This window comes from Paenibacillus sp. FSL P4-0338 (genome assembly GCF_038002365.1).
GTDB lineage: Bacteria > Bacillota > Bacilli > Paenibacillales > Paenibacillaceae > Paenibacillus_AQ.
Genome location: NZ_JBBOCG010000001.1, coordinates 1,981,994 through 2,001,039, shown reverse-complemented (window position 1 = coordinate 2,001,039; position 19,046 = coordinate 1,981,994). Strand labels below are relative to the sequence as shown.

Below are 19,046 nucleotides of genomic sequence, written 5' to 3'. Positions count from 1 at the left end.
TGTACTCTCTTGGTACAAGCTATAATAGATCTTTTGGCTGTTACAGTACGCGGCGCGACTTCAGGTAGGTTTTTTTCCAGTTCCCTGAATTCAGATCTGATATGGTTACGCCGGGTGAACCGTAAGTGTGAAGAATCTTGCCATTGCCGGCATATACAGCGACATGGGTGACGTTCTTGCCGTTGGCCCGGCTTCCGCTGGAGAAGAACACCAGATCGCCGACGCGCAGATTGGCCTTGCTGACCGATTTACCCACTTTAGATTGGGCTACGGACGTTCGGGGCAGATCTACACCATATTTTTTGAAAATATATTGAGTAAAGGAGGAGCAGTCAAAATAACGTGTAGTTGAAGTGGAGGCACCGAACTGGTAACGGGTACCCAGGTACTTTTTGCCGAAGCTGATCACTTTGGAGCCGGTGGAAGATGCGGATACGGAATCGGCACTTACAGCATCAGCGGATACAGCTGAAGCGGCGGCAGGGGCTGTTCCTGCTCCGGTTGCGAGTAAGGCGCTGAACCCGATTGTTGTGCACAGACCGATTGTCATTGCTTGCTTAAACCATTGTTGCTTATTCATGTTGTATACCTCCAAGTTTGTAATCTATTCTAGTAGTTTCGTTCTCTGATTCGTAGTATAGCAGGTTATGACAGACCTAAATTATGGAATAGATGGGCTAAAAGCAGGCGGGATATACAATGGAAGCGTTATATTAAAATCGCATTAAAAGTTACAAAATATTAATATTTAGATATTTTACTCGACAAAAAAAGCCGAAAATCCCTTGAACGTCAAGGGATTTTCGGCTTTATGATTTTGAAACAAAGGTTACAGCTATGTCTCCAAATAAATCTATGTATTCAGTCCTTGCTCTGAATAATCAGCAGCAGTCCGCTCTCGATATGAACGGTTCCCTTGTGCTCCTGCAGCACATTGCTCACGGCCAGGGACTGGCCTAATTTGAGGGTGGCGTTCTCCAGAGGATATTGGAAGCCCTGAAGGGTGATGCCTGTTACCTCAGGAGTCAGAGGCAGCAAGGAGACATAGGTATATCCCTGTTCCTCTACAACCGCCTGAGAGCCGGTAAGCGTAATGTAGTTGTTCGCATCCATAATGGAGCAGGCTACCTGCCGCTGTAGCGCTCTTGTCATCATCTGAATACTGGCCAGCGTATGGTCCATGCGTGTTCCCGTTACCCCGATCATCAGAATAGACTGCGGCTGGAGGTTCAGGGCAAGATCCAGGGCCATTTCACTGTCGGTAAGGTCTTTGTTGACCGGATCGCAGCTGATCGTCTCCTTGCTTCCCGCCTGAATCCGCTCCAATGCCTCAGGAGAGACAGAGTCGAAATCACCGACGGCAAGCTGGGGGGTGAAGCCATGGTCAATCAGGAACAGCGCTCCCCGGTCAGCGCCGATAATATAATCCTCTTCATCTAATACGTGCAGGCATTCCGCTGTCAGTTTACCGCCTGCAACAATTACAATACGCCCGGATGGCAATAGCTCCCCCTCCTTGTAGTTGAATTAAGTTCATCATCCTGAACAGTATATAGCAGTTTCAAAAGTTGTACAATTGCCGCGCTGACGCTAAAATAGGGTTAGTGCGGCTGGCCGCACCTATCCATAGAGGATGATGAGGAATGCTTGAGCGCAGGAGGTGAGAGGGATCGTTAACGTGTTGTTTGTATGTCTGGGGAATATTTGCCGTTCTCCGATGGCGGAGGCTGTACTGCGCAGCAAGATTGAACAGCGTCATCTTGCGGATCAGATTACAGTGGATTCTGCAGGAACGGGAGACTGGCATATCGGGAAAGCGCCGCATGAAGGAACAAGGCGTATCCTTGATCTGCATGGTATCAGCTATGAGAATATGAGAGCAAGACTGGTTGCCAGTGAGGATTTCGGGAGATTCGAATATTTCATCTGTATGGACAAGTCCAATGGGGAGAATGTGCGGAAAATTCCCGGCGGTGAGCAGTCCAAGCTGTTGTTCTTCATGGATCTGTTACCGGATGAGGAGCTGCGTGAAGTGCCTGACCCGTATTTCACCGGTAATTTCGAGCAGGTCTATGATTTAATCAACGCCGGTTGTGATGTGCTGCTGGAACGGATCATTCAAGAGAAGCTACAGCAGGCATAGTGTTACAGCCGGACCGGTTGCCGTCCTTATTATGTAAGGAACGGCACCGTACATCCTCCTGAACATGAAAGCGCAGTCAATCGTGCTGCATACATAAGTTCGTAAGATGTTCACTTTTGGGGTTCTATTTGCTGTTTCAGGAGCTGAAGAAATAGAGTAATGATTCCGGGAGCTCTTTTTGCCAAAAACCCCAAAGATGCTGGCCATCCTTCTCGCGGTAGGATACGGTGGCTCCTTTGGATTCAAGCATAGCCTTGGTCTCCCGGTTCATTTCAACGAAATCATAGACTCCGGTATCTGTCTTGTAGTCTCTCTCTTGAAGCCCGACAACCATATTGATCTGAAGCCAGGAGAGATCCTCTTCTTGTGCTAACAGCTCACGGGTCTCTGGATAGTAAGCACCGGAGAGGCTGAGCACACGGCTGAATAATCCCGGATACGCCAACGCCAGGTGGAGGGAGACACTGCCGCCCAGGGAATCACCGGCTACGATCCGCTCCTCCGGTGTGCGCCGGACCGGATAATTATGTTCAATGAAGGGAATAATCTCTTCGGCGAAGCATGCAAGGTACTGCTTGAAGCGGCTGCCGAACGGAGCGTATTCAGCGGTGCGGACTGCCACGTTGACTTCGACGCCCACTATAATGAAGGGTTCCACATCCTGCTCCAGAATCAGCTGCCCGGCCAGGGTAGCAATCCGGCCGAAGTTGAAGAATTCTTCACCGTCCTGGCAGTAGATGACGGGATAGCTGAGTACTTCATTATATCCGGGGGGAAGATAGATACGCAGCTTGCGCTCTTCCTGCAGGTGTTCGCTCCACAGTGTTTGTTTCACAATTGTACGTTTCAGAAAAACAGGTTCGCTCATTGTCAAATCGTCGCCTTTCATGTCGAATTTTGCTTAAGACTTAGTGTTACGTTAAAATTACCCAAGCATAGAATGTGGGATATATCATTTACTTGATAAATATCCTTTAATCTGTTATAGGATATTCAAACGCCTGTTATACATACAAAATTTATGGAAACATAAATTTTATGCGTATTTCTTTGACGAAACAGATACAACAGGTGTATAATAATTCTATAACAGAGACCACTGATATTCAAATTTTTTTATTGAGGTGAAGATAATGACTAGAGTTCCTTATGAAGTGTATACAGAGGACGTTGAAGCCCTTACGGTTCTTTCCCCGGATGGAGAAATTATCAATAAGGAAATGATGCCTGACCTTACCGATGATCAATTGAAAGAAATTATGTACCGTATGGTATTTACCCGTACCTGGGATGACCGTGCTGTCAACCTGGGCCGTCAAGGCCGTCTCGGCTTCTATGCGCCGGTATCCGGACAGGAAGCTACAATGATCGGCAGCGAGTACGCTTTGCAGAAGGAAGATTTCGTCTGCCCTGGCTACCGCGATATTCCACAGCTCGTATGGCATGGCCTTCCATTATATCAGGCATTCCTGTATTCCCGCGGACATCAGCATGGCGGACAGATTCCTGATGGCGTGAATGTACTTATGCCGCAGATCATTATCGGAGCACAAATCCTTCATGCTACCGGTATTGCTATGGGCTTCAAATTGAAGAAACAGCAGAACGTTGCAATCACATATACCGGTGACGGCGGTTCGTCTGAAGGCGACTTCTACGAAGGCCTTAACTATGCAGGAGTATTCAAGCTGCCAGTGATCTTCTTCGTTCAGAACAACGGCTATGCTATCACCACTCCGTTCTCGAAGCAGACGGCAGCGAAATCCATCGCCCACAAGGCGGTTGCCGCAGGGATTCCCGGAATCAAGATCGACGGCATGGACGTATTTGCAGTAATCTCTGCTGTACAGCAGGCTGCTGAACGTGCCCGCAAAGGCGAAGGCGCAACACTGATCGAAGCGGTAACCTACCGTTTCCGTCCGCATTCCCTGTCCGATGATGCCAGTAAGTACCGTACGAAGGAAGAAGAAGGTCAATGGAATGAGAAAGATCCGATTGCCCGTCTTGCCAAGTACCTGGAGAAGAAAGGCCTCTGGACTGAAGAGGACACTCTGCGCGTAAGAGAAGAAGCGAAAGCAACTGTGAACGAGCAGATTAAGAAAGCAGAACAGACCGAAAAAATGACCATTCCCGGCTTGATCGACAGCATGTTCGAGGTAACTCCGAAACATCTTGAAGAACAAAAAGCCGATTTTGAATAAGGGGGATATCAGGCAATGGCACAGATGAATATGAAAGAAGCAATTCGTGACGCAATGCGCGTTGAACTGACTCGTGACCCTAATGTTCTTATCTTCGGAGAAGACGTTGGTAATGTAGGTGGCGTATTCCGTGTAACGGAAGGGCTGCAGAAGGAATTTGGCGAGGAACGCATTTTCGATACACCGCTGGCTGAGTCCGCCATTGGCGGCTTGGCTTTCGGTCTCGGCATACAGGGCTTCCGCCCGATTGCTGAGATCCAGTTCGTAGGCTTCATCTTTGAAGCTCTTGATCAGATCGTTATTCAGGCAGCGCGCCTGCGCTGGCGTTCCGGGGGCAAATACAATGCTCCTGTAGTCTTCCGCACTCCATTCGGCGGCGGCGTTAAGGCAGCCGAGCTGCATACCGATTCCCTGGAAGGTCTGATTGCCCAGAGTCCTGGTATCAAGGTAGTTATTCCTTCTAACCCATATGATGCGAAGGGACTGCTGATCGCTTCGATCCGCGACAACGACCCTGTATTCTTCATGGAGCACTTGAACCTGTACCACGCTTTCCGTGCAGAGGTGCCTGAAGGTGAATATACCATTGAACTTGGCAAAGCGAATGTAGTTCGCGAAGGTACGGATGTATCTATCATTACCTACGGTCTAATGGTACATACAGCGACCAAAGCGGCTGACCAGCTCGAAAAAGAAGGCATCAAAGTCGAAATTATCGACCTGCGTACCGTTAGCCCGATTGATATCGACACCATTGTGGCTTCCATCAAGAAGACTAACCGTGCGATTGTTGTACAAGAAGCTCAGAAGAGCTCGGGCGTAGCCGCTGAGGTTATTGCCCAGATTAACGAAAAAGCTCTGCTGCACCTGGAAGCCCCTGTGCTTCGTGTAGCAGGTCCTGATACGATTTTCCCGTTCGCTCAAATCGAAGATACCTGGATTCCTACCCCTGCACGCGTCATTGCGGCAGTTAAGAAAGTCATGGAATTCTAAGAAGTAACGACCTTGCCGTCCTTGTAAAAAGGGCGGCACCCGTTTCTGTCATCTATTGGACGGAGCTGTTGGAGTATCTCAACATAATTTATAGGAGGTTATCAAGGTGGCAAAATTTGAGTACCGGTTCCCTGAGCTGGGCGAAGGTCTGCATGAAGGCGAAATTATCAAAATGCATATCAAAGCCGGCGACAAAGTAACCGATGACGATATCGTAATGGAAGTTCAGAATGACAAGGCGGTAGTAGAGGTTCCTTGTCCGGTCAACGGCACAGTGCTTGAAGTCTTCACCAAGGACGGCCAAGTATGCCGTGTAGGCGAAGTTGTAGCAATTATTGATGCAGAAGGCGACATCCCTGAGCAAGAGGGCGGCCATCCGGCAGAGCATGCTTCCCAGGAAGCTGATGCAGCCAAAGGCGGAGCGGATACTACTTCTTCTCCGGCAACCAGCAGCCCGGCTACCGGCGGAGCAACGAACTTCGAATACAAGTTCCCTGAACTGGGCGAAGGCCTGCATGAAGGGGAAATCATCAAGATGCACATCAAGGTTGGAGACAAAATCACTGACGACGATATCATTATGGAAGTTCAGAATGATAAAGCAGTGGTGGAAGTTCCTTCTCCGGTCAACGGTACTGTAGTCGAAGTGTTCACCAAAGACGGCCAGGTCTGCCGCGTAGGTGAAGTTGTGGCTATCATTGCTGCAGAAGGTGATGTTCCTCATGAGGAGGGCGGCCATGCTGAAGCATCCGGTGGCCAGGCAGCAGCTCCTTCCCAAGGTACAGCTCCGGCAGCGGCAGCAGCTCCAGCTCCTGACCGTGAAGTGCTGGCAACACCAAGCGTACGCAAGTATGCCCGCGACAAGAGCGTAGATATCTCCAAGGTGAACGGCTCCGGCAAGAACGGCAAGATCACACTTGAAGATGTGGAAGCCTTCCTGAAAGGCGGCTCTACAGCTCCTGCGGCAGCGGCTCCTGCAGCTTCTGCACCAGCGGCGGCAGCACCGCAAGCCAAAGCCAAAGAAGCAGCACCGGCAGCAGCTTCCGGCAATGCAAACCTGGAAGAAGAACGCGTACCATTCAAGGGTATCCGTAAGGCGATTGCCAATGCTATGGTTAAATCGGCTTACACTGCACCGCATGTTACCATCATGGACGAGGTGGATGTTACGGAGCTTGTTGCCTTCCGTGCCCGCATGAAGCCGGTAGCCGAGAAGAAAGGCGTGAAGGTTACTTATCTTCCGTTCATCGTGAAGGCACTCGTGGCTGCTTCCCGTCAGTTCCCTGCGCTTAACGCGATGATTGACGAAGCTTCGAACGAAATTGTCTACAAGAAGTACTACAACATCGGTATTGCTACAGATACAGACAACGGTCTGATCGTTCCTGTCATCAAGGACGCTGACCGCAAGAGCATCTGGATGATCGCAAGCGCGATTACAGATCTGGCAGTACGCGGACGCGACGGCAAGCTGGCTCCGAATGAAATGAAGGGCAGCACGATCTCGATCAGCAATATCGGCTCTGCCGGCGGTATGTTCTTCACTCCGATTATCAACTTCCCTGAAGTAGCTATTCTCGGAACCGGACGTATCACTGAGAAGCCTGTCGTGAAGAACGGCGAAATCGTTGCCGCACCTGTAATGGCTCTGTCCCTGAGCTTTGACCACCGGATTATTGACGGCGCAACAGCACAGAATTTCATGAATTACATTAAGACCCTGCTTGCAAATCCTGATATGTTAGTTATGGAGGTGTAATTAATGGTAGTCGGAGACGCTTCAATCGAAATCGACACATTGGTAATTGGTGCAGGTCCCGGCGGGTATGTGGCGGCAATTCGTGCCGCCCAGCTCGGCCAAAAGGTCATCATTGTAGATAAATCGGAACTCGGCGGTGTGTGCTTGAACCGCGGCTGTATTCCTTCCAAGGCCCTGATCTCGGCCGCTCATCAATTCGAGGCTGCCCAGCACGGTGAAGTATTCGGTGTTACAGCCGAGAACGTGAAGGTAGACTGGTCCAAGACTCAGGCCTTCAAGAACGGCGTAGTCAAGAAAATGACTTCCGGCGTTACCAGCCTGATGAAGGGCAACAAGATCGAAGTATTCAGCGGAGAAGCTATGTTCATCAGCACAAACGAAGCCCGTCTGTTCAATGATCATGAATCCCCGCGTTACAAGTTCAATAACTGCATTATCGCAACGGGCTCCCGTCCGATTGAACTGAAGCCATTTCCGTTCGGCGGACGCATCCTGTCCTCCACGGAAGCGCTGGATCTGCCTGAGATCCCTAAGAGCATGATCGTTATCGGCGGCGGCTACATTGGTGCGGAGCTGGGTCAGATGTACTCCAAATTCGGCACCAAGGTTACCATCATTGAAGGTCTGGACACCGTTCTGCCTGGCTTCGACAAAGACATGACCCGTCTGGTTGCCAAGAATATGGCTAAGACTGGCATTGAAATTGTAACCAACGCCAAAGCAGAATCTGCGGTTCAGAACGACAAGGAAGTTACTGTGAAGTACTCCGTCGGCGGAGAATCCAAAGAAGTTACTGCTGAATACCTGCTGGTAACCGTAGGACGCCGTCCGAATACTGACGGCGAGCTGGGCCTGGATCTGATCGGCGTTGAGCTGGATGACCGCGGTCTGGTGAAGGTAGACCATCAGGGACGGACTAACATTCCTAACATTTTCGCAATCGGCGATATCGTTCCAGGTCTTGCCTTGGCGCACAAAGCTTCTTACGAAGGTAAGATTGCTGCGGAAGCCATTTCCGGACACAAATCGGTTGTGGATTACAAGGTAATGCCGGCTGTAGTATTCACAGATCCAGAATGCTCCAGCGTAGGCCTGACCGAGAAGGAAGCGAAGGATAAGGGCTATGCGGTGAAAGCCGGCAAGTTCCCGTTCGCAGGCAACGGCCGTGCCGTGTCCCTGAATGCTCCTGAAGGCTTCATCAAGATTGTAGCGAAGAGCGACAACAATCAGGTGCTTGGCGCGCAAATCGTCGGTATCGAAGCTTCCAATCTGATCGCTGAGTTGGGTCTGGCGATTGAAATGGGCGCAACGCTTGAAGATATCGCACTGACCATCCATGCGCATCCAACCCTTGGCGAGATCGTCATGGAAGCGGCTGAGCTGGTAGAAGGCCACCCGATCCACGTAATGAAATAATAACCGCTTAAGCTTATGCGGTAAGAACATAGGAGGATGTTCCCGAAGCCATGCAGATGGTCAGGGAGCATCCTCTTTTAAATAATGTCACTGTCATGAACGTTCGGAAATAGCTGGAAGTCAGCCCAATTCAGGTAAAGAAAAGTATGCTTTTTTGCTTTTTTTTATCATTAGGGAAGTTACAACGACCGTCAGCTCATGGTAAACTGGTAGAAGAAAAAAGAGAGTGGGGTGCGATACGGCTTGCGTAATTACTTGGATTTATTACAGGATATTCTGGACACCGGTACAGCTAAGAGTGACCGGACAGGTACAGGTACTGTGTCCGTCTTCGGGCGTCAGCTCCGCTTCGATCTGGCGAAGGGCTTCCCGCTGATGACCACCAAGCGCATTCATCTGAAGTCGGTGGTACATGAGCTTCTATGGTTCCTCAAAGGGGATACCAATACAACTTATCTGAAGGAGAACGGCGTCTCGATCTGGGATGAATGGGCCGATGAGAACGGGGAGCTGGGACCGGTGTACGGTTCGCAGTGGCGGGCCTGGGAGAGCAAGGACGGGCAGCATATCGATCAGATTGCGAATGTTATTGAGTCGATCAAGCATAATCCCGATTCACGGCGTCATATTGTTAGTGCGTGGAATGTAGGCGAGATCGAGCAGATGAAGCTTCCGCCCTGCCATTTCGTATTTCAGTTCTACGTAGCGGGCGGCAAGCTCTCCTGCATGCTTACGATGCGTTCGGTGGATACGTTCCTTGGACTTCCGTTTAACATTGCCAGCTACGCGCTGCTTACGCATATGGTGGCGCAGCAGACGGGGCTAGAGGTCGGAGATTTCATCTGGTCCGGCGGAGATGTGCATATATATACAAATCATATGGAACAAGTGGCTACACAGCTTGCGCGGGAGCCTTATGCGCTGCCGAAGCTTAACATCCGTAGAGTACCGGACAGTATTTTTGATTATACCTTTGAGGATTTTGAATTTACTGACTATGTCTATCACCCGGGAATCAAGGCACCGGTTGCTATATGAGCATTACCATGATATGGGCGATGGCCTCGAATGGCGTAGTTGGAAAGAATAATGATATGCCCTGGCATTTGCCGCTGGATTTCGCTTATTTCAAAGCAGAGACACTCGGCAAGCGGATGCTGATGGGCCGCAAAACCTGGGAGTCGCTGGGCAGCAAGCCGCTGAAGGGCCGTACCAGCCTCATCCTGACCCGCGACAAGAGCTTCGCACCCGAAGGGGCTGAGGTCATCCATACGCTGGCTGAGGCGCTGGCTGAGGGGCGCAAGGAGGATGAGCTGATGGTGATCGGCGGAGCCGAGATCTATAGCCTGATGCTACCTTATGCCGACAAGCTGCGTGTTACACGGATAGAGGCGGAGATTGAAGGCGATACGAGATTCCCTGAGGTAGACTGGAGCCAGTGGAAGGAAGTTTCCAATACACCGGGACTCAAGAATGAGCAGAATCCCTATGATTATCGTTTTATGGTGTACGACCGCAAGGAGTGACAATGAAGCGTTTTCTCTGACACAAGATGTGAAATAGTACAAATAATCAGCAGATTAGTCCATTACAGTGCGAAAGTATTGAGTGCTAATATAATTAAAATTAGAAATGGTGTACTATACATCAACACGAAGAGAACGGATGGGGGAAACGTATATATGTCTACACCTACTGGATTTATGGAGTATAAGCGCCAGCTCCCAGGGGACCGCGATCCCGAGCAGCGCGTGAAGGATTGGGAAGAATTCCACGAGCATCTGACCGAGGACGAGCTTCGGACCCAGGGTGCCCGTTGTATGGATTGCGGCACACCGTATTGCCACACCGGCATGGATATGAGCGGCGGTACTTCAGGCTGTCCCGTGCATAACCTGATCCCGGAGTGGAATAACCTGGTCTACCGCGGCTTGTGGAAGGAAGCGCTGGAGCGCCTGCACAAGACTAATAACTTCCCTGAATTCACCGGCAGCATCTGTCCTGCACCCTGCGAGGGCTCCTGTACCGTCGGTCTGATTGGACAGCCTGTTACGATTAAGACGATCGAGCTGGCCATTGTGGACAAGGGCTTTGAAGAGGGCTGGGTAGTCCCGAGTCCGCCGGAGAAGCGTACAGGCAAACGGATCGCTATTGTCGGCTCCGGTCCGGCAGGACTGGCCGCAGCCGCCCAGCTGAACAAAGCGGGTCACACGGTAACGGTCTTTGAGCGCAGTGACCGGATCGGCGGTCTTCTGATGTACGGTATCCCGACGATGAAGCTGGACAAACGTGTCGTACAGCGCCGCGTCGATCTGCTGGCTGCAGAAGGTATCGAGTTCGTGGTTAACACAGAGATTGGCAAAGACATTCCGGCGCAGCAGCTGGTGGATGAATATGATGCCGTTGTACTCTGCGGCGGTGCGACCAAGGCAAGACGCTTCAACGTGGAGGGCAATGACCTCAAAGGGGTTATGTATGCCATGGATTACCTGAACGGCACGATCAAGAGCTATCTGAATTCCAATCTGGAGGATGGCAATTATGTATCCGCCGCAGGCAAGGACGTAATCGTGCTGGGCGGGGGCGACACCGGCTCAGACTGTGTAGCGACTTCTCTGCGGCATGGCTGCAGCAGCATCACCCAGTTCGGTACTCACGACAAAGCGCCGCTTACACGTGATCCGATTGCAAACCCCTGGCCGCAGTTCCCGAATGTCTACACTCTGGATTATGCCCAGCAGGAAGCCAAAGCGGTCTTCGGAGAAGACCCGCGTGAATTCTCTATCATGACGACGAAGTTCGTCGGCGATGAAGAGGGCAACCTCAAGGAGCTGCATACAGTGCAGATCCACCGGACGGTAGACGAGACAGGACGGAAGATCTATCAGCCGGTTCCGGGAACTGAAGCTGTCTATCCGGCTCAGCTGGCGTTGATTGCCATTGGCTTCGATGGACCGGAGCAGGATATCATTGAGCAGCTTAAGCTGGATACGGACCGCCGTACCAATGTCAAGGCCCGTTATGGCAAATTCAATACGAATGTGGATAAAGTATTCGCAGCCGGAGATATGCGCCGCGGACAGAGTCTGGTCGTCTGGGCCATCAACGAGGGACGCGAAGCAGCGCGTGAAGTGGATAAATACCTGATGGGTTCGACTGTACTTGCTTAATCCTATATGCACCAAAAAGCCGTCCTCCAGCATTGCTGAGAGACGGCTTTTTATTAAAATATAAGAATTTATATGTTTCACGCTATACATTATCCTTCTATTTCTCGCTGAAACGGTACCGTCCTTAAAAGGACGGCAAAGCCGTTTCTACTTGTGCGCTATCGGATTATGCGGCAATGGAAATGAATGGCCTTCAATGTTCAAAAGATCACGGGGGCTAGTCTTCCAGCTTGAACCGTTCAATCTTAAGCTGCAGATCGCCTGCCATCCTGGACAACTCCGTAGAAGAGGCGGAGATTTCTTCCATGGAAGCGAGCTGTTCTTCTGTAGCTGCCGTTACACTCTGGAAGGTGTCTGAGGTAGACCGGGAGATGCCGGAGATCTCGTGTACGGAAGCGGCGACCTCCTGCGCTCCCGCTGACATCTGCTCGGTAATAGCCGAGATGTCATGCAGCTGGCTGTTGATTTTGGCCGTAGACTGTTCAATACTGATGAAGGATTCCTTGGCTTCCGCGGTAACCTGAATACCCAGCTCTACATCGGCTGCAACGGTATGGCGGATCGCTTCATAGGTCTGGTCGATCAACGAGGTCATCTGCTGGAGGGTATCTTGAATATCCCCGGCGGTATTCTTCGATTGATCGGCCAGCTTCCGAACCTCTGCCGCCACGACGGCGAAGCCCCGGCCCTGCTCTCCGGCCCGGGCCGCTTCAATACCAGCGTTCAGGGACAGGAGATTTGTCTGTACGGCAATGGCCGAAATTGCACTGCTCATCGCGGAGACTTCATCGTTCAGGCCGTTTAATTGCCCGATCAGCTGCGAAGAGTGGTGAGTAGAGGTCCGGATGGCATCCATTTGCTGGCTGACCTGTTCCATCTTCCGGCTGCCGCTGCGAACATCTGCTTCAGTGTTCGCGGAAGAATCGACGATGGAGGCGGCAGCTTCGGCAATCTTTTGAATCCCGGAGGACATTTCCTCCATCGCGCGCGAGGTTTCTGCCATGGCCGAGGTCTGTGTCTGCGCACTCTCAGAGGAGTCCTGCACCAGTTCTGCCACATAAGCGGTGGCTCTGGAGTTCTCTTCGGTTGTGGCATTCAATTGCTGGCTGGAGGCTGCCAGTTGTCCCGAGGTATCCGAAATATCCGAGACGATGTCGCGCAGAGAGCCAACCATCAGGTTGTAATTCTGTGCCAGCTGCCCGATCTCATCCACCCGGCTTATCTCAATCTGCTCATTCAGATAGCCTTCGCTTACCCGCTGTGCAGAACGGTTCAGACTGCGGATCGGCTTCGTGATGGAGCGGACAATCAGGTACATCAGGGTCAGGGCGACTAGCAGGGCAATGGCCAGAACCATCAGTCCTGTATAGATAATGGGCTGTGAGGCATCCGAGAATTCTTGGGTAGGCAGGATGCCGACAATTTTGAACCCGGTATTCGGATCGGTTGTATAATAACCCTGCATGTCCATCTCCGTATCCGGATTGGTATAGTGCAGGTCCCCGCTGTCGTTACCGAGCAGCTTCACTACATAGTCTGCTACATCCTCACCTGCTGCTTTGCTGGGATGAGAGACGAATTTATGATTACGGTCCACAATGTAGAAGTATCCGGTCTCACCTGGATGGGTGGTATTTATTCTTTCACTCATTGCCTTGAGATTGAGGCTGGTGGTAACTGCTCCTTTACCATCCTTCAGCGAATGGGAGATGAACAGCGTATAGTTGCCGGTTGTTAACGAGACAAAAGGATCAATGATTGTAGTTGTACCAGCATTTTGCATGGACGCCTTATACCAGTCCCGCGTACGCGGATCATAATCCTGTTTGCCGGGGTCCGGGGCCTTCATCCACGCTCCTTGTTCGTTGCCCACCGTAAGAACCTCAAGCTCGGGATGTGCCTTCATGAACTGATCGATCAGTGTACGTGTTGCGGGAGCCGTAACATCGACCTCGGAAGACTCAATCTGGCGGCTGAGTAAATCTACATTCCGCATAGCAGCGGATACATATTCTTGAATGGTCCCGGCGACCAGCTCGACACTGGAATGCGTGGCTTTCTGCATTTTAATCTCCAATTGCTGTTTAGCACTGGAATAGGAGAAATAACTGACCAAGAGGATCGGGATCACTAGCATAATGGTGAAAAGCATCATCATTTGTCTTTGCAGTGATCGTGATCTGAGCTTGCTGATGAAGCGGTTGACTGACTTGAACATTGGAACGGTTCCCCCTCTGGTACATGGAAATCGACTGGTAGTATCGCTAGCCGTTTCTCTCTGAATATCTCTACTCATATTCGGTTTATCGACACATTCTGTTCATATCTGAAGGTATTTCATCCAAAATAATTAATTGCATTCATAAGCTATTTATCGCCAGCTTGACGCGGCCTGGAATATCGTATAGATTAAGTACCAACATTTATAACGTAACAGCGTTGACCAAGGACCTGGTATCCGTAAGCGCCGGAAGCAGAGAGGGGATTCACCGGCTGAAAGATCCCCCGAGTGCGTAAGACACCAATCCTGCCTTGGAAGCTGCAGCTTATGCTGAAGATGGCATAAGTCTGCCGGACCCGGCCGTTATCCGGATTAGAGAACCTCAGGCTTGGATAGTCTTGGGGTTGAAACAGGGTGGTAACACGGCGCATTCGTCCCTGACGGATGCGTCTTTTTTGCGTTCTCATTATGGCAGAGAAATGTTCTGGAGCTGTACACACTTATCTACGAAAGAGGCTGATCTGTATGCGTCAAACCAATCTATTAGTAACCACTCTGCGCGAAGCTCCTGCCGAAGCAGAGACAAGGAGCCACCAGCTGCTGCTGCGTGCGGGATATATCCGGCAGGTGGCCGCCGGGGTATACACCTATTTGCCGCTCGGACGGCGGGTGCTGCGCAGGATAGAGCAGATCGTGCGCCAGGAAATGGAGTCCGCCGGTGCGCAGGAGGTTCTTATGCCTTCCATGCAGCCAGCAGAGCTCTGGAGAGAATCGGAACGTTATGAGGTGTACGGCAAAGAGCTGATGAAGCTCCGCGACCGTCACGACCGTGAGTTCGTGCTGGGTCCGACCCATGAGGAAGTGGTTACGGCGCTAATGCGCGGAGAGATCAGCTCCTACCGTCGGCTGCCGGTGACCGTCTATCAGATCCAGACGAAGTTCCGGGATGAACGCCGTCCGCGCTCAGGACTTCTGCGTGGAAGAGAATTCCTGATGAAGGATGCTTATACGTTTGATACGGACTGGAATGGCCTGGATCTGGCCTATCAGGTGATGTACAGCGCTTATGAGCGGATATTTGACCGCTGCGGCCTGAAGTACCAGGCGGTGCAGGCGAATGCCGGAGCGATTGGCGGCAAAGGCCAGAACCATGAATTCATGGCTCTGTCAGAGATAGGCGAGGATACGATAGCTGTATGCTCCCTGTGCGGATATGCTGCGAATCTGGAGCAGGCAGAAGTGCAGAGCGGGGCTGCGCCGCATAGACAAGATTATGCCGCACGGCCTGCTCCAGAGCGATTCCACACCCCTGCCCAGAAGACCATTCAGCAGCTGGAGCAGGAGAGTCAGCTCAGACCGCAGGATATCATCAAGACATTAATATACACAGGCGGCGGCAAGATATTTGCTGTGCTGGTCCGTGGAGATCATGAGGTGAATGAGCTGAAGGTGCAAAAGTACCTCGGCTGCGGTGACATTACACTGGCTGATGCCATGCATGTACAGGAGACCGCCGGAACCGTAAGCGGTTATGTCGGTCCTGCCGGATTGTCCATGCCTCTCCTGGTAGATGCTGCTGTTGCAGCCATGACAGAAGCAGTCACAGGCGCGGGGGAAGAGGATTACCATCTGCGCGGAGTGGTGCCCGGCCGGGACTTCCCGCTGACGCAGGTGGGGGATTTCCGCAATGCGGTTGCCGGCGACTGCTGTCCGCAGTGCAGCGAAGGGGAGCTGGATTTCCATCAGGGCATCGAGGTAGGGCATGTCTTCAAGCTGGGCACGGTCTACAGTGAGAAGCTGGGGGCAGATTATCTGGATGCGGACGGCCGCACCCGGCCTATGGTAATGGGCTGCTACGGTATAGGAATCTCCCGCTTGCTGGCCGCAGTGGCAGAGCAGAGCAACGATGACCAGGGGCTGATCTGGCCGCAGAGCCTGGCTCCATATACGGTTCATATTCTGCTGATGTCTGTCCAAGATACAGCGCAGCGTGAGCTTGCCGAAGCTCTGTATGTACGGCTGACCGCCTTGGGCATTGATACCCTGCTGGACGACCGCGATGAGCGGGCCGGGGTCAAATTCAAGGATGCCGGATTGATGGGTATACCGGTGGCGCTGGTTGTCGGCAAGCTGGCCGCAGAGCAAAGGGTTGAATACATGGACCGCAGAACGGGTAACAAGGAAGTAATCGATATGAGCGAGGCCGTGCTGCGCGTAAGCAGTCTGAAGTCCGCACCGGATTCTACTTTTGCTTGAATTGAGGATTTGGTAAAATAGGGCAATACCGCATAAATTGCCGCCCTGGAGAGGAGGGAGATGCATGTTTGGACGCTTGCGACGCCGTCTTGACAATGCCAGACAGATGCAGAAAATGCGTAAGGAGCATCCTGAGGAGATCCGCCGCTTACTGGAAGAGCGGGCCAGGGAACAGCAAGTCCCGATAAAACCTGCACCCGCAAAGTCCGGGCCGTGGATTATCTTCTTCCGGTGTATTCTGTATATTCTGACGGTGCTGGTTGTGCTGATTACCTTCATCGGAGGCCCTCAGAGGAATGCCCCTATTTTCACCATACTTTCCTTTGGTCTGCTGCTGGCTGTTCTGTATCTGATAGCGGGGCTTGCCCAGCCTGCAGTCGTATTTTTCCGCAAGCACTGGCCCAGGGGAGATGTGCTCGAACTGTTCAGCCTGATTATCGGGGCACTGCTCATTATGATGGCTATCTTCCGCCCTTAGGTTACAGGCTTTAATAATGTGAAGCGGATTTTGGGGTCCGGGAATGGTATAATAGACTACTGGACAACTTTTGTAATGAACCGAGGGTAAGGAGCGATTATTGTTGAAGACACTCATTATTGCGGAGAAACCGGACATGGGGCGGAATATCGCCGCCGCAATAGAACCGAAGGCCAAAAACTACCGTTCCTATCTGGAAGGGGAGCAGTACATCATCACCTGGGCGATTGGGCATCTGATTGGCCTGGCAGAGCCCGAAGCTTACGACAATAAATATAAAAAATGGAACATTAATGATCTGCCGATCATCCCTGAGGAGTTCAAGCTGCTGCCTAACGCACGCACCATGGATCAGCTGAAGGTGATCGGGGAGCTGGCGAAGCGCAGTGATCTGCTGGTGAACTCCTGCGATGCCGGGCGTGAGGGCCAGCATATTTTCTCGCTGATCCAGCGTTACCTGGAGCTGAACCAGCCGGTGAAGCGGCTGTGGATCTCCGATCTGACACCGGAGACGATCCGCAAGGGTTTCCAGGAGCTGAAGGACGGGTCGGAATACGAGAATCTGACCAAAGCGGCCCGGGCACGCAGCGAGGCGGACTGGCTGATTGGGATGAACGGCTCGCGCGCGTTTACCACCAAGCATAATGTGCTGCTCTCCGTAGGACGAGTGCAGACGCCCGTGCTGGCGCTGATCTATGACCGTCAGAAGACCATTGAAGCGTTTTCCTCGCTGAAGTTCTTTGAGGTGGAAGGACATTTCACCCAGAATGAGCTGACGTATAAAGGAATGTGGCAGGGCGACCGGTTAACGGATGGTGCGAAGGCAGAGGCGCTTGCAGCCAAGGTCAAAGGCAAGCCCGCCCGGATTGTTCTCTATGAGGTTAAAGAGACCAAGGAATATCCGAACAAGCTGTACGATCTGACGTTGCTGCAGCGTGAGGCGAACGGGAAATATGCCTTCTCCGCCAAAAAAACACTGGATATCGCCCAGGCGCTGTATGAGAAGCACAAGGTAATCTCTTACCCGCGTACCAACTCCAACTATGTTACGGAGCAGAATATTCCTGAAATGCACAAGACGCTGTCGGCCCTTCAGGGCACGCAGTACGACGATTGGGTGAAGGGTGCAAACCGTAACCTGGTTCATAAAGGCAACAAGTTTATTTGTAATCCGTCCAAGGTCGAGGATCACCATGCGATTCTGCCTACGAACCGTAAGGCGAACGGGCTGAGTGCGGACGAGGCCAAGCTGTACGATCTGATTGTCCGCCGCTTCCTCTCCCAGTTCTATCCGGCTGCGGAATATAAGGTGCATACGGTGATGACCGAAGTGGAAGCTGAGAAGTTCAAGACTACGGTCAAGGAGCTGCTCAGCCTCGGCTGGAAGGTAATCTACGCAGACCAGAAGAAGGACAAGTCTAGACCGGCCAAGGGCAAAGGCAAGGAGGACGAGGAGGAAGAAGAGCTTGAGGTGAACGAGCCGTTCTCGGTTCAAGCGGAGGGTGAAGTGATCTGCAGCGATGCGATTGTGAAGGAGAAGGATACCCAGCCTCCGAAGCATTACACCGAAGGAACCTTGCTGAAGGCAATGGAGAGCGCAGGCAAGCAGATTGAGGACGAAGAGCTGCGCGATGCCATGAAGGATTCGGGGCTGGGCACTCCGGCGACCCGGGCCGCTACAATTGAACGGCTGAAGAATGTCGGCTATGTGGAGATGCAGGGGAAAAAGATCGCCATCACCCAAAAGGGGCGGACGGCGGTTGAGCTGATCCGCGGGGCAGGTGTGGAACTGCTGACCTCCCCGGAAATGACCGGGCAGTGGGAGCGCCGGCTCAATGAAATTGCCCGCGGCACCGCAGCGGACGGACAATTCATGGAGAATGTGAAGAGGTTCGCTTCCATGATTGTGGACAAGGTCCGTGTACAGTCGCGCGCCGCTAAGACCTCCTTCGAAGGGGATACGCCTTCGCTGAACAGCGGCGGCAAGGGCCGCAGTTCGGCTGCTGCGCCGCGCAAGGCGGCCGGCAGCAAAGCGGGTGATGGCCAAGCGACTGCCCGGCCGGCAGCAGCAAGACCGCGCCGCGCGGCACCTGCCGCTGCCGGGAAGAACGGGGATACCGGGCCGAAGGTCATCGGCTCCTGCCCGCGTCCCGGTTGCGGCGGCATGATCTTCATGGGCCGCAAGGGCTACGGCTGCTCTCATTATAAGGAGGGCTGCGGCTTCGTGATCTGGAAGGAGAATCACGGGCGCACGCTCACCGACACCCAAGTGAAGGCCCTGATTGAGAAGGGCCGGACCGGGAAGCTGAAGCTGACCGGTGAGGACGGCGCACCGCTTGAAGGCAAGCTGGTGCTGCAGAATATGGATACCGGCCAGCTGGCCGTGGAATAATTCATTACCTGTTGATC

At 52.3% G+C, this 19,046-nt stretch carries 15 protein-coding genes; 11 read left to right on the top strand and 4 right to left on the bottom strand.

Annotation, left to right across the window (positions count from 1 at the left end):
* Positions 1 to 40: 40 nt before the first annotated feature.
* Together MKZ07_RS08710 and MKZ07_RS08705 are read right to left on the bottom strand one after the other, a co-directional pair.
* The gene (locus MKZ07_RS08710) at positions 41 to 580 is read right to left on the bottom strand and encodes a C40 family peptidase (RefSeq protein ID WP_036695451.1); all 540 of its coding nucleotides are present in this window, start codon (positions 578 to 580) and stop codon (positions 41 to 43) included.
* 281 nt (positions 581 to 861) lie between these two features.
* The gene (locus tag MKZ07_RS08705) at positions 862 to 1,503 is read right to left on the bottom strand and encodes a thiamine diphosphokinase (protein ID WP_341025550.1); all 642 of its coding nucleotides are present in this window, start codon (positions 1,501 to 1,503) and stop codon (positions 862 to 864) included.
* Between the two features lie 166 nt (positions 1,504 to 1,669).
* On the opposite strand from MKZ07_RS08705, the gene MKZ07_RS08700 reads away from it, so the two are divergent.
* Positions 1,670 to 2,143 (top strand): low molecular weight protein-tyrosine-phosphatase, encoded by a 474-nt coding sequence (locus tag MKZ07_RS08700; RefSeq protein ID WP_036695509.1) that lies wholly within the window; start codon positions 1,670 to 1,672, stop codon positions 2,141 to 2,143.
* A 136-nt stretch (positions 2,144 to 2,279) separates the two neighbouring features.
* Here MKZ07_RS08700 and MKZ07_RS08695 read toward each other — a convergent pair whose 3' ends face one another.
* Complete coding sequence (locus MKZ07_RS08695; protein WP_036695449.1) at positions 2,280 to 3,011, bottom strand: alpha/beta hydrolase; 732 nt, start codon at positions 3,009 to 3,011, stop codon at positions 2,280 to 2,282.
* 265 nt (positions 3,012 to 3,276) lie between these two features.
* Here MKZ07_RS08695 and pdhA point away from each other — a divergent pair, with 265 nt between their 5' ends.
* The 7 genes from pdhA to MKZ07_RS08660 all read left to right on the top strand — a co-directional run bounded on the left by pdhA (position 3,277) and on the right by MKZ07_RS08660 (position 11,682).
* On the top strand, positions 3,277 to 4,344 hold the full coding sequence (gene pdhA / locus MKZ07_RS08690; RefSeq protein WP_036695448.1) for a pyruvate dehydrogenase (acetyl-transferring) E1 component subunit alpha: 1,068 nt from the start codon (positions 3,277 to 3,279) through the stop codon (positions 4,342 to 4,344).
* 15 nt (positions 4,345 to 4,359) lie between these two features.
* Positions 4,360 to 5,337 carry an alpha-ketoacid dehydrogenase subunit beta gene (locus tag MKZ07_RS08685; RefSeq protein WP_036695447.1) on the top strand — a complete coding sequence of 326 codons (978 nt, stop codon included), beginning with the start codon at positions 4,360 to 4,362 and terminating at the stop codon, positions 5,335 to 5,337.
* Between the two features lie 106 nt (positions 5,338 to 5,443).
* Positions 5,444 to 7,096: a 2-oxo acid dehydrogenase subunit E2 gene (locus MKZ07_RS08680; RefSeq protein ID WP_341025548.1), complete on the top strand. Its 1,653-nt coding sequence runs from the start codon at positions 5,444 to 5,446 to the stop codon at positions 7,094 to 7,096.
* A gap of 3 nt (positions 7,097 to 7,099) precedes the next feature.
* Positions 7,100 to 8,512, top strand: a complete 1,413-nt coding sequence (gene lpdA / locus MKZ07_RS08675; RefSeq protein WP_036695445.1) for a dihydrolipoyl dehydrogenase — start codon at positions 7,100 to 7,102, stop codon at positions 8,510 to 8,512.
* A 243-nt stretch (positions 8,513 to 8,755) separates the two neighbouring features.
* Positions 8,756 to 9,550: a thymidylate synthase gene (gene thyA, locus MKZ07_RS08670; RefSeq protein WP_036695444.1), complete on the top strand. Its 795-nt coding sequence runs from the start codon at positions 8,756 to 8,758 to the stop codon at positions 9,548 to 9,550.
* Complete coding sequence (locus MKZ07_RS08665) at positions 9,547 to 10,038, top strand: dihydrofolate reductase (protein WP_036695443.1); 492 nt, start codon at positions 9,547 to 9,549, stop codon at positions 10,036 to 10,038. Before thyA ends, MKZ07_RS08665 begins: the two co-directional genes overlap by 4 nt.
* Before the next feature lie 156 nt (positions 10,039 to 10,194).
* On the top strand, positions 10,195 to 11,682 hold the full coding sequence (locus MKZ07_RS08660) for a glutamate synthase subunit beta (RefSeq protein ID WP_036695442.1): 1,488 nt from the start codon (positions 10,195 to 10,197) through the stop codon (positions 11,680 to 11,682).
* 217 nt (positions 11,683 to 11,899) lie between these two features.
* On the opposite strand, the gene MKZ07_RS08655 is transcribed toward MKZ07_RS08660, so the two are convergent.
* On the bottom strand, positions 11,900 to 13,900 hold the full coding sequence (locus MKZ07_RS08655) for a methyl-accepting chemotaxis protein (protein WP_036695441.1): 2,001 nt from the start codon (positions 13,898 to 13,900) through the stop codon (positions 11,900 to 11,902).
* Between the two features lie 528 nt (positions 13,901 to 14,428).
* Here MKZ07_RS08655 and MKZ07_RS08650 point away from each other — a divergent pair.
* The 3 genes from MKZ07_RS08650 to MKZ07_RS08640 all read left to right on the top strand — a co-directional run bounded on the left by MKZ07_RS08650 (position 14,429) and on the right by MKZ07_RS08640 (position 19,029).
* Positions 14,429 to 16,159: a proline--tRNA ligase gene (locus MKZ07_RS08650; protein ID WP_036695440.1), complete on the top strand. Its 1,731-nt coding sequence runs from the start codon at positions 14,429 to 14,431 to the stop codon at positions 16,157 to 16,159.
* A 64-nt stretch (positions 16,160 to 16,223) separates the two neighbouring features.
* Positions 16,224 to 16,637 carry a hypothetical protein gene (locus tag MKZ07_RS08645; protein ID WP_036695439.1) on the top strand — a complete coding sequence of 138 codons (414 nt, stop codon included), beginning with the start codon at positions 16,224 to 16,226 and terminating at the stop codon, positions 16,635 to 16,637.
* A 103-nt stretch (positions 16,638 to 16,740) separates the two neighbouring features.
* Positions 16,741 to 19,029, top strand: coding sequence for a type IA DNA topoisomerase (locus MKZ07_RS08640; protein ID WP_036695438.1), 2,289 nt, complete (start codon positions 16,741 to 16,743; stop codon positions 19,027 to 19,029).
* The last annotated feature ends 17 nt before the right edge of the window (positions 19,030 to 19,046 follow it).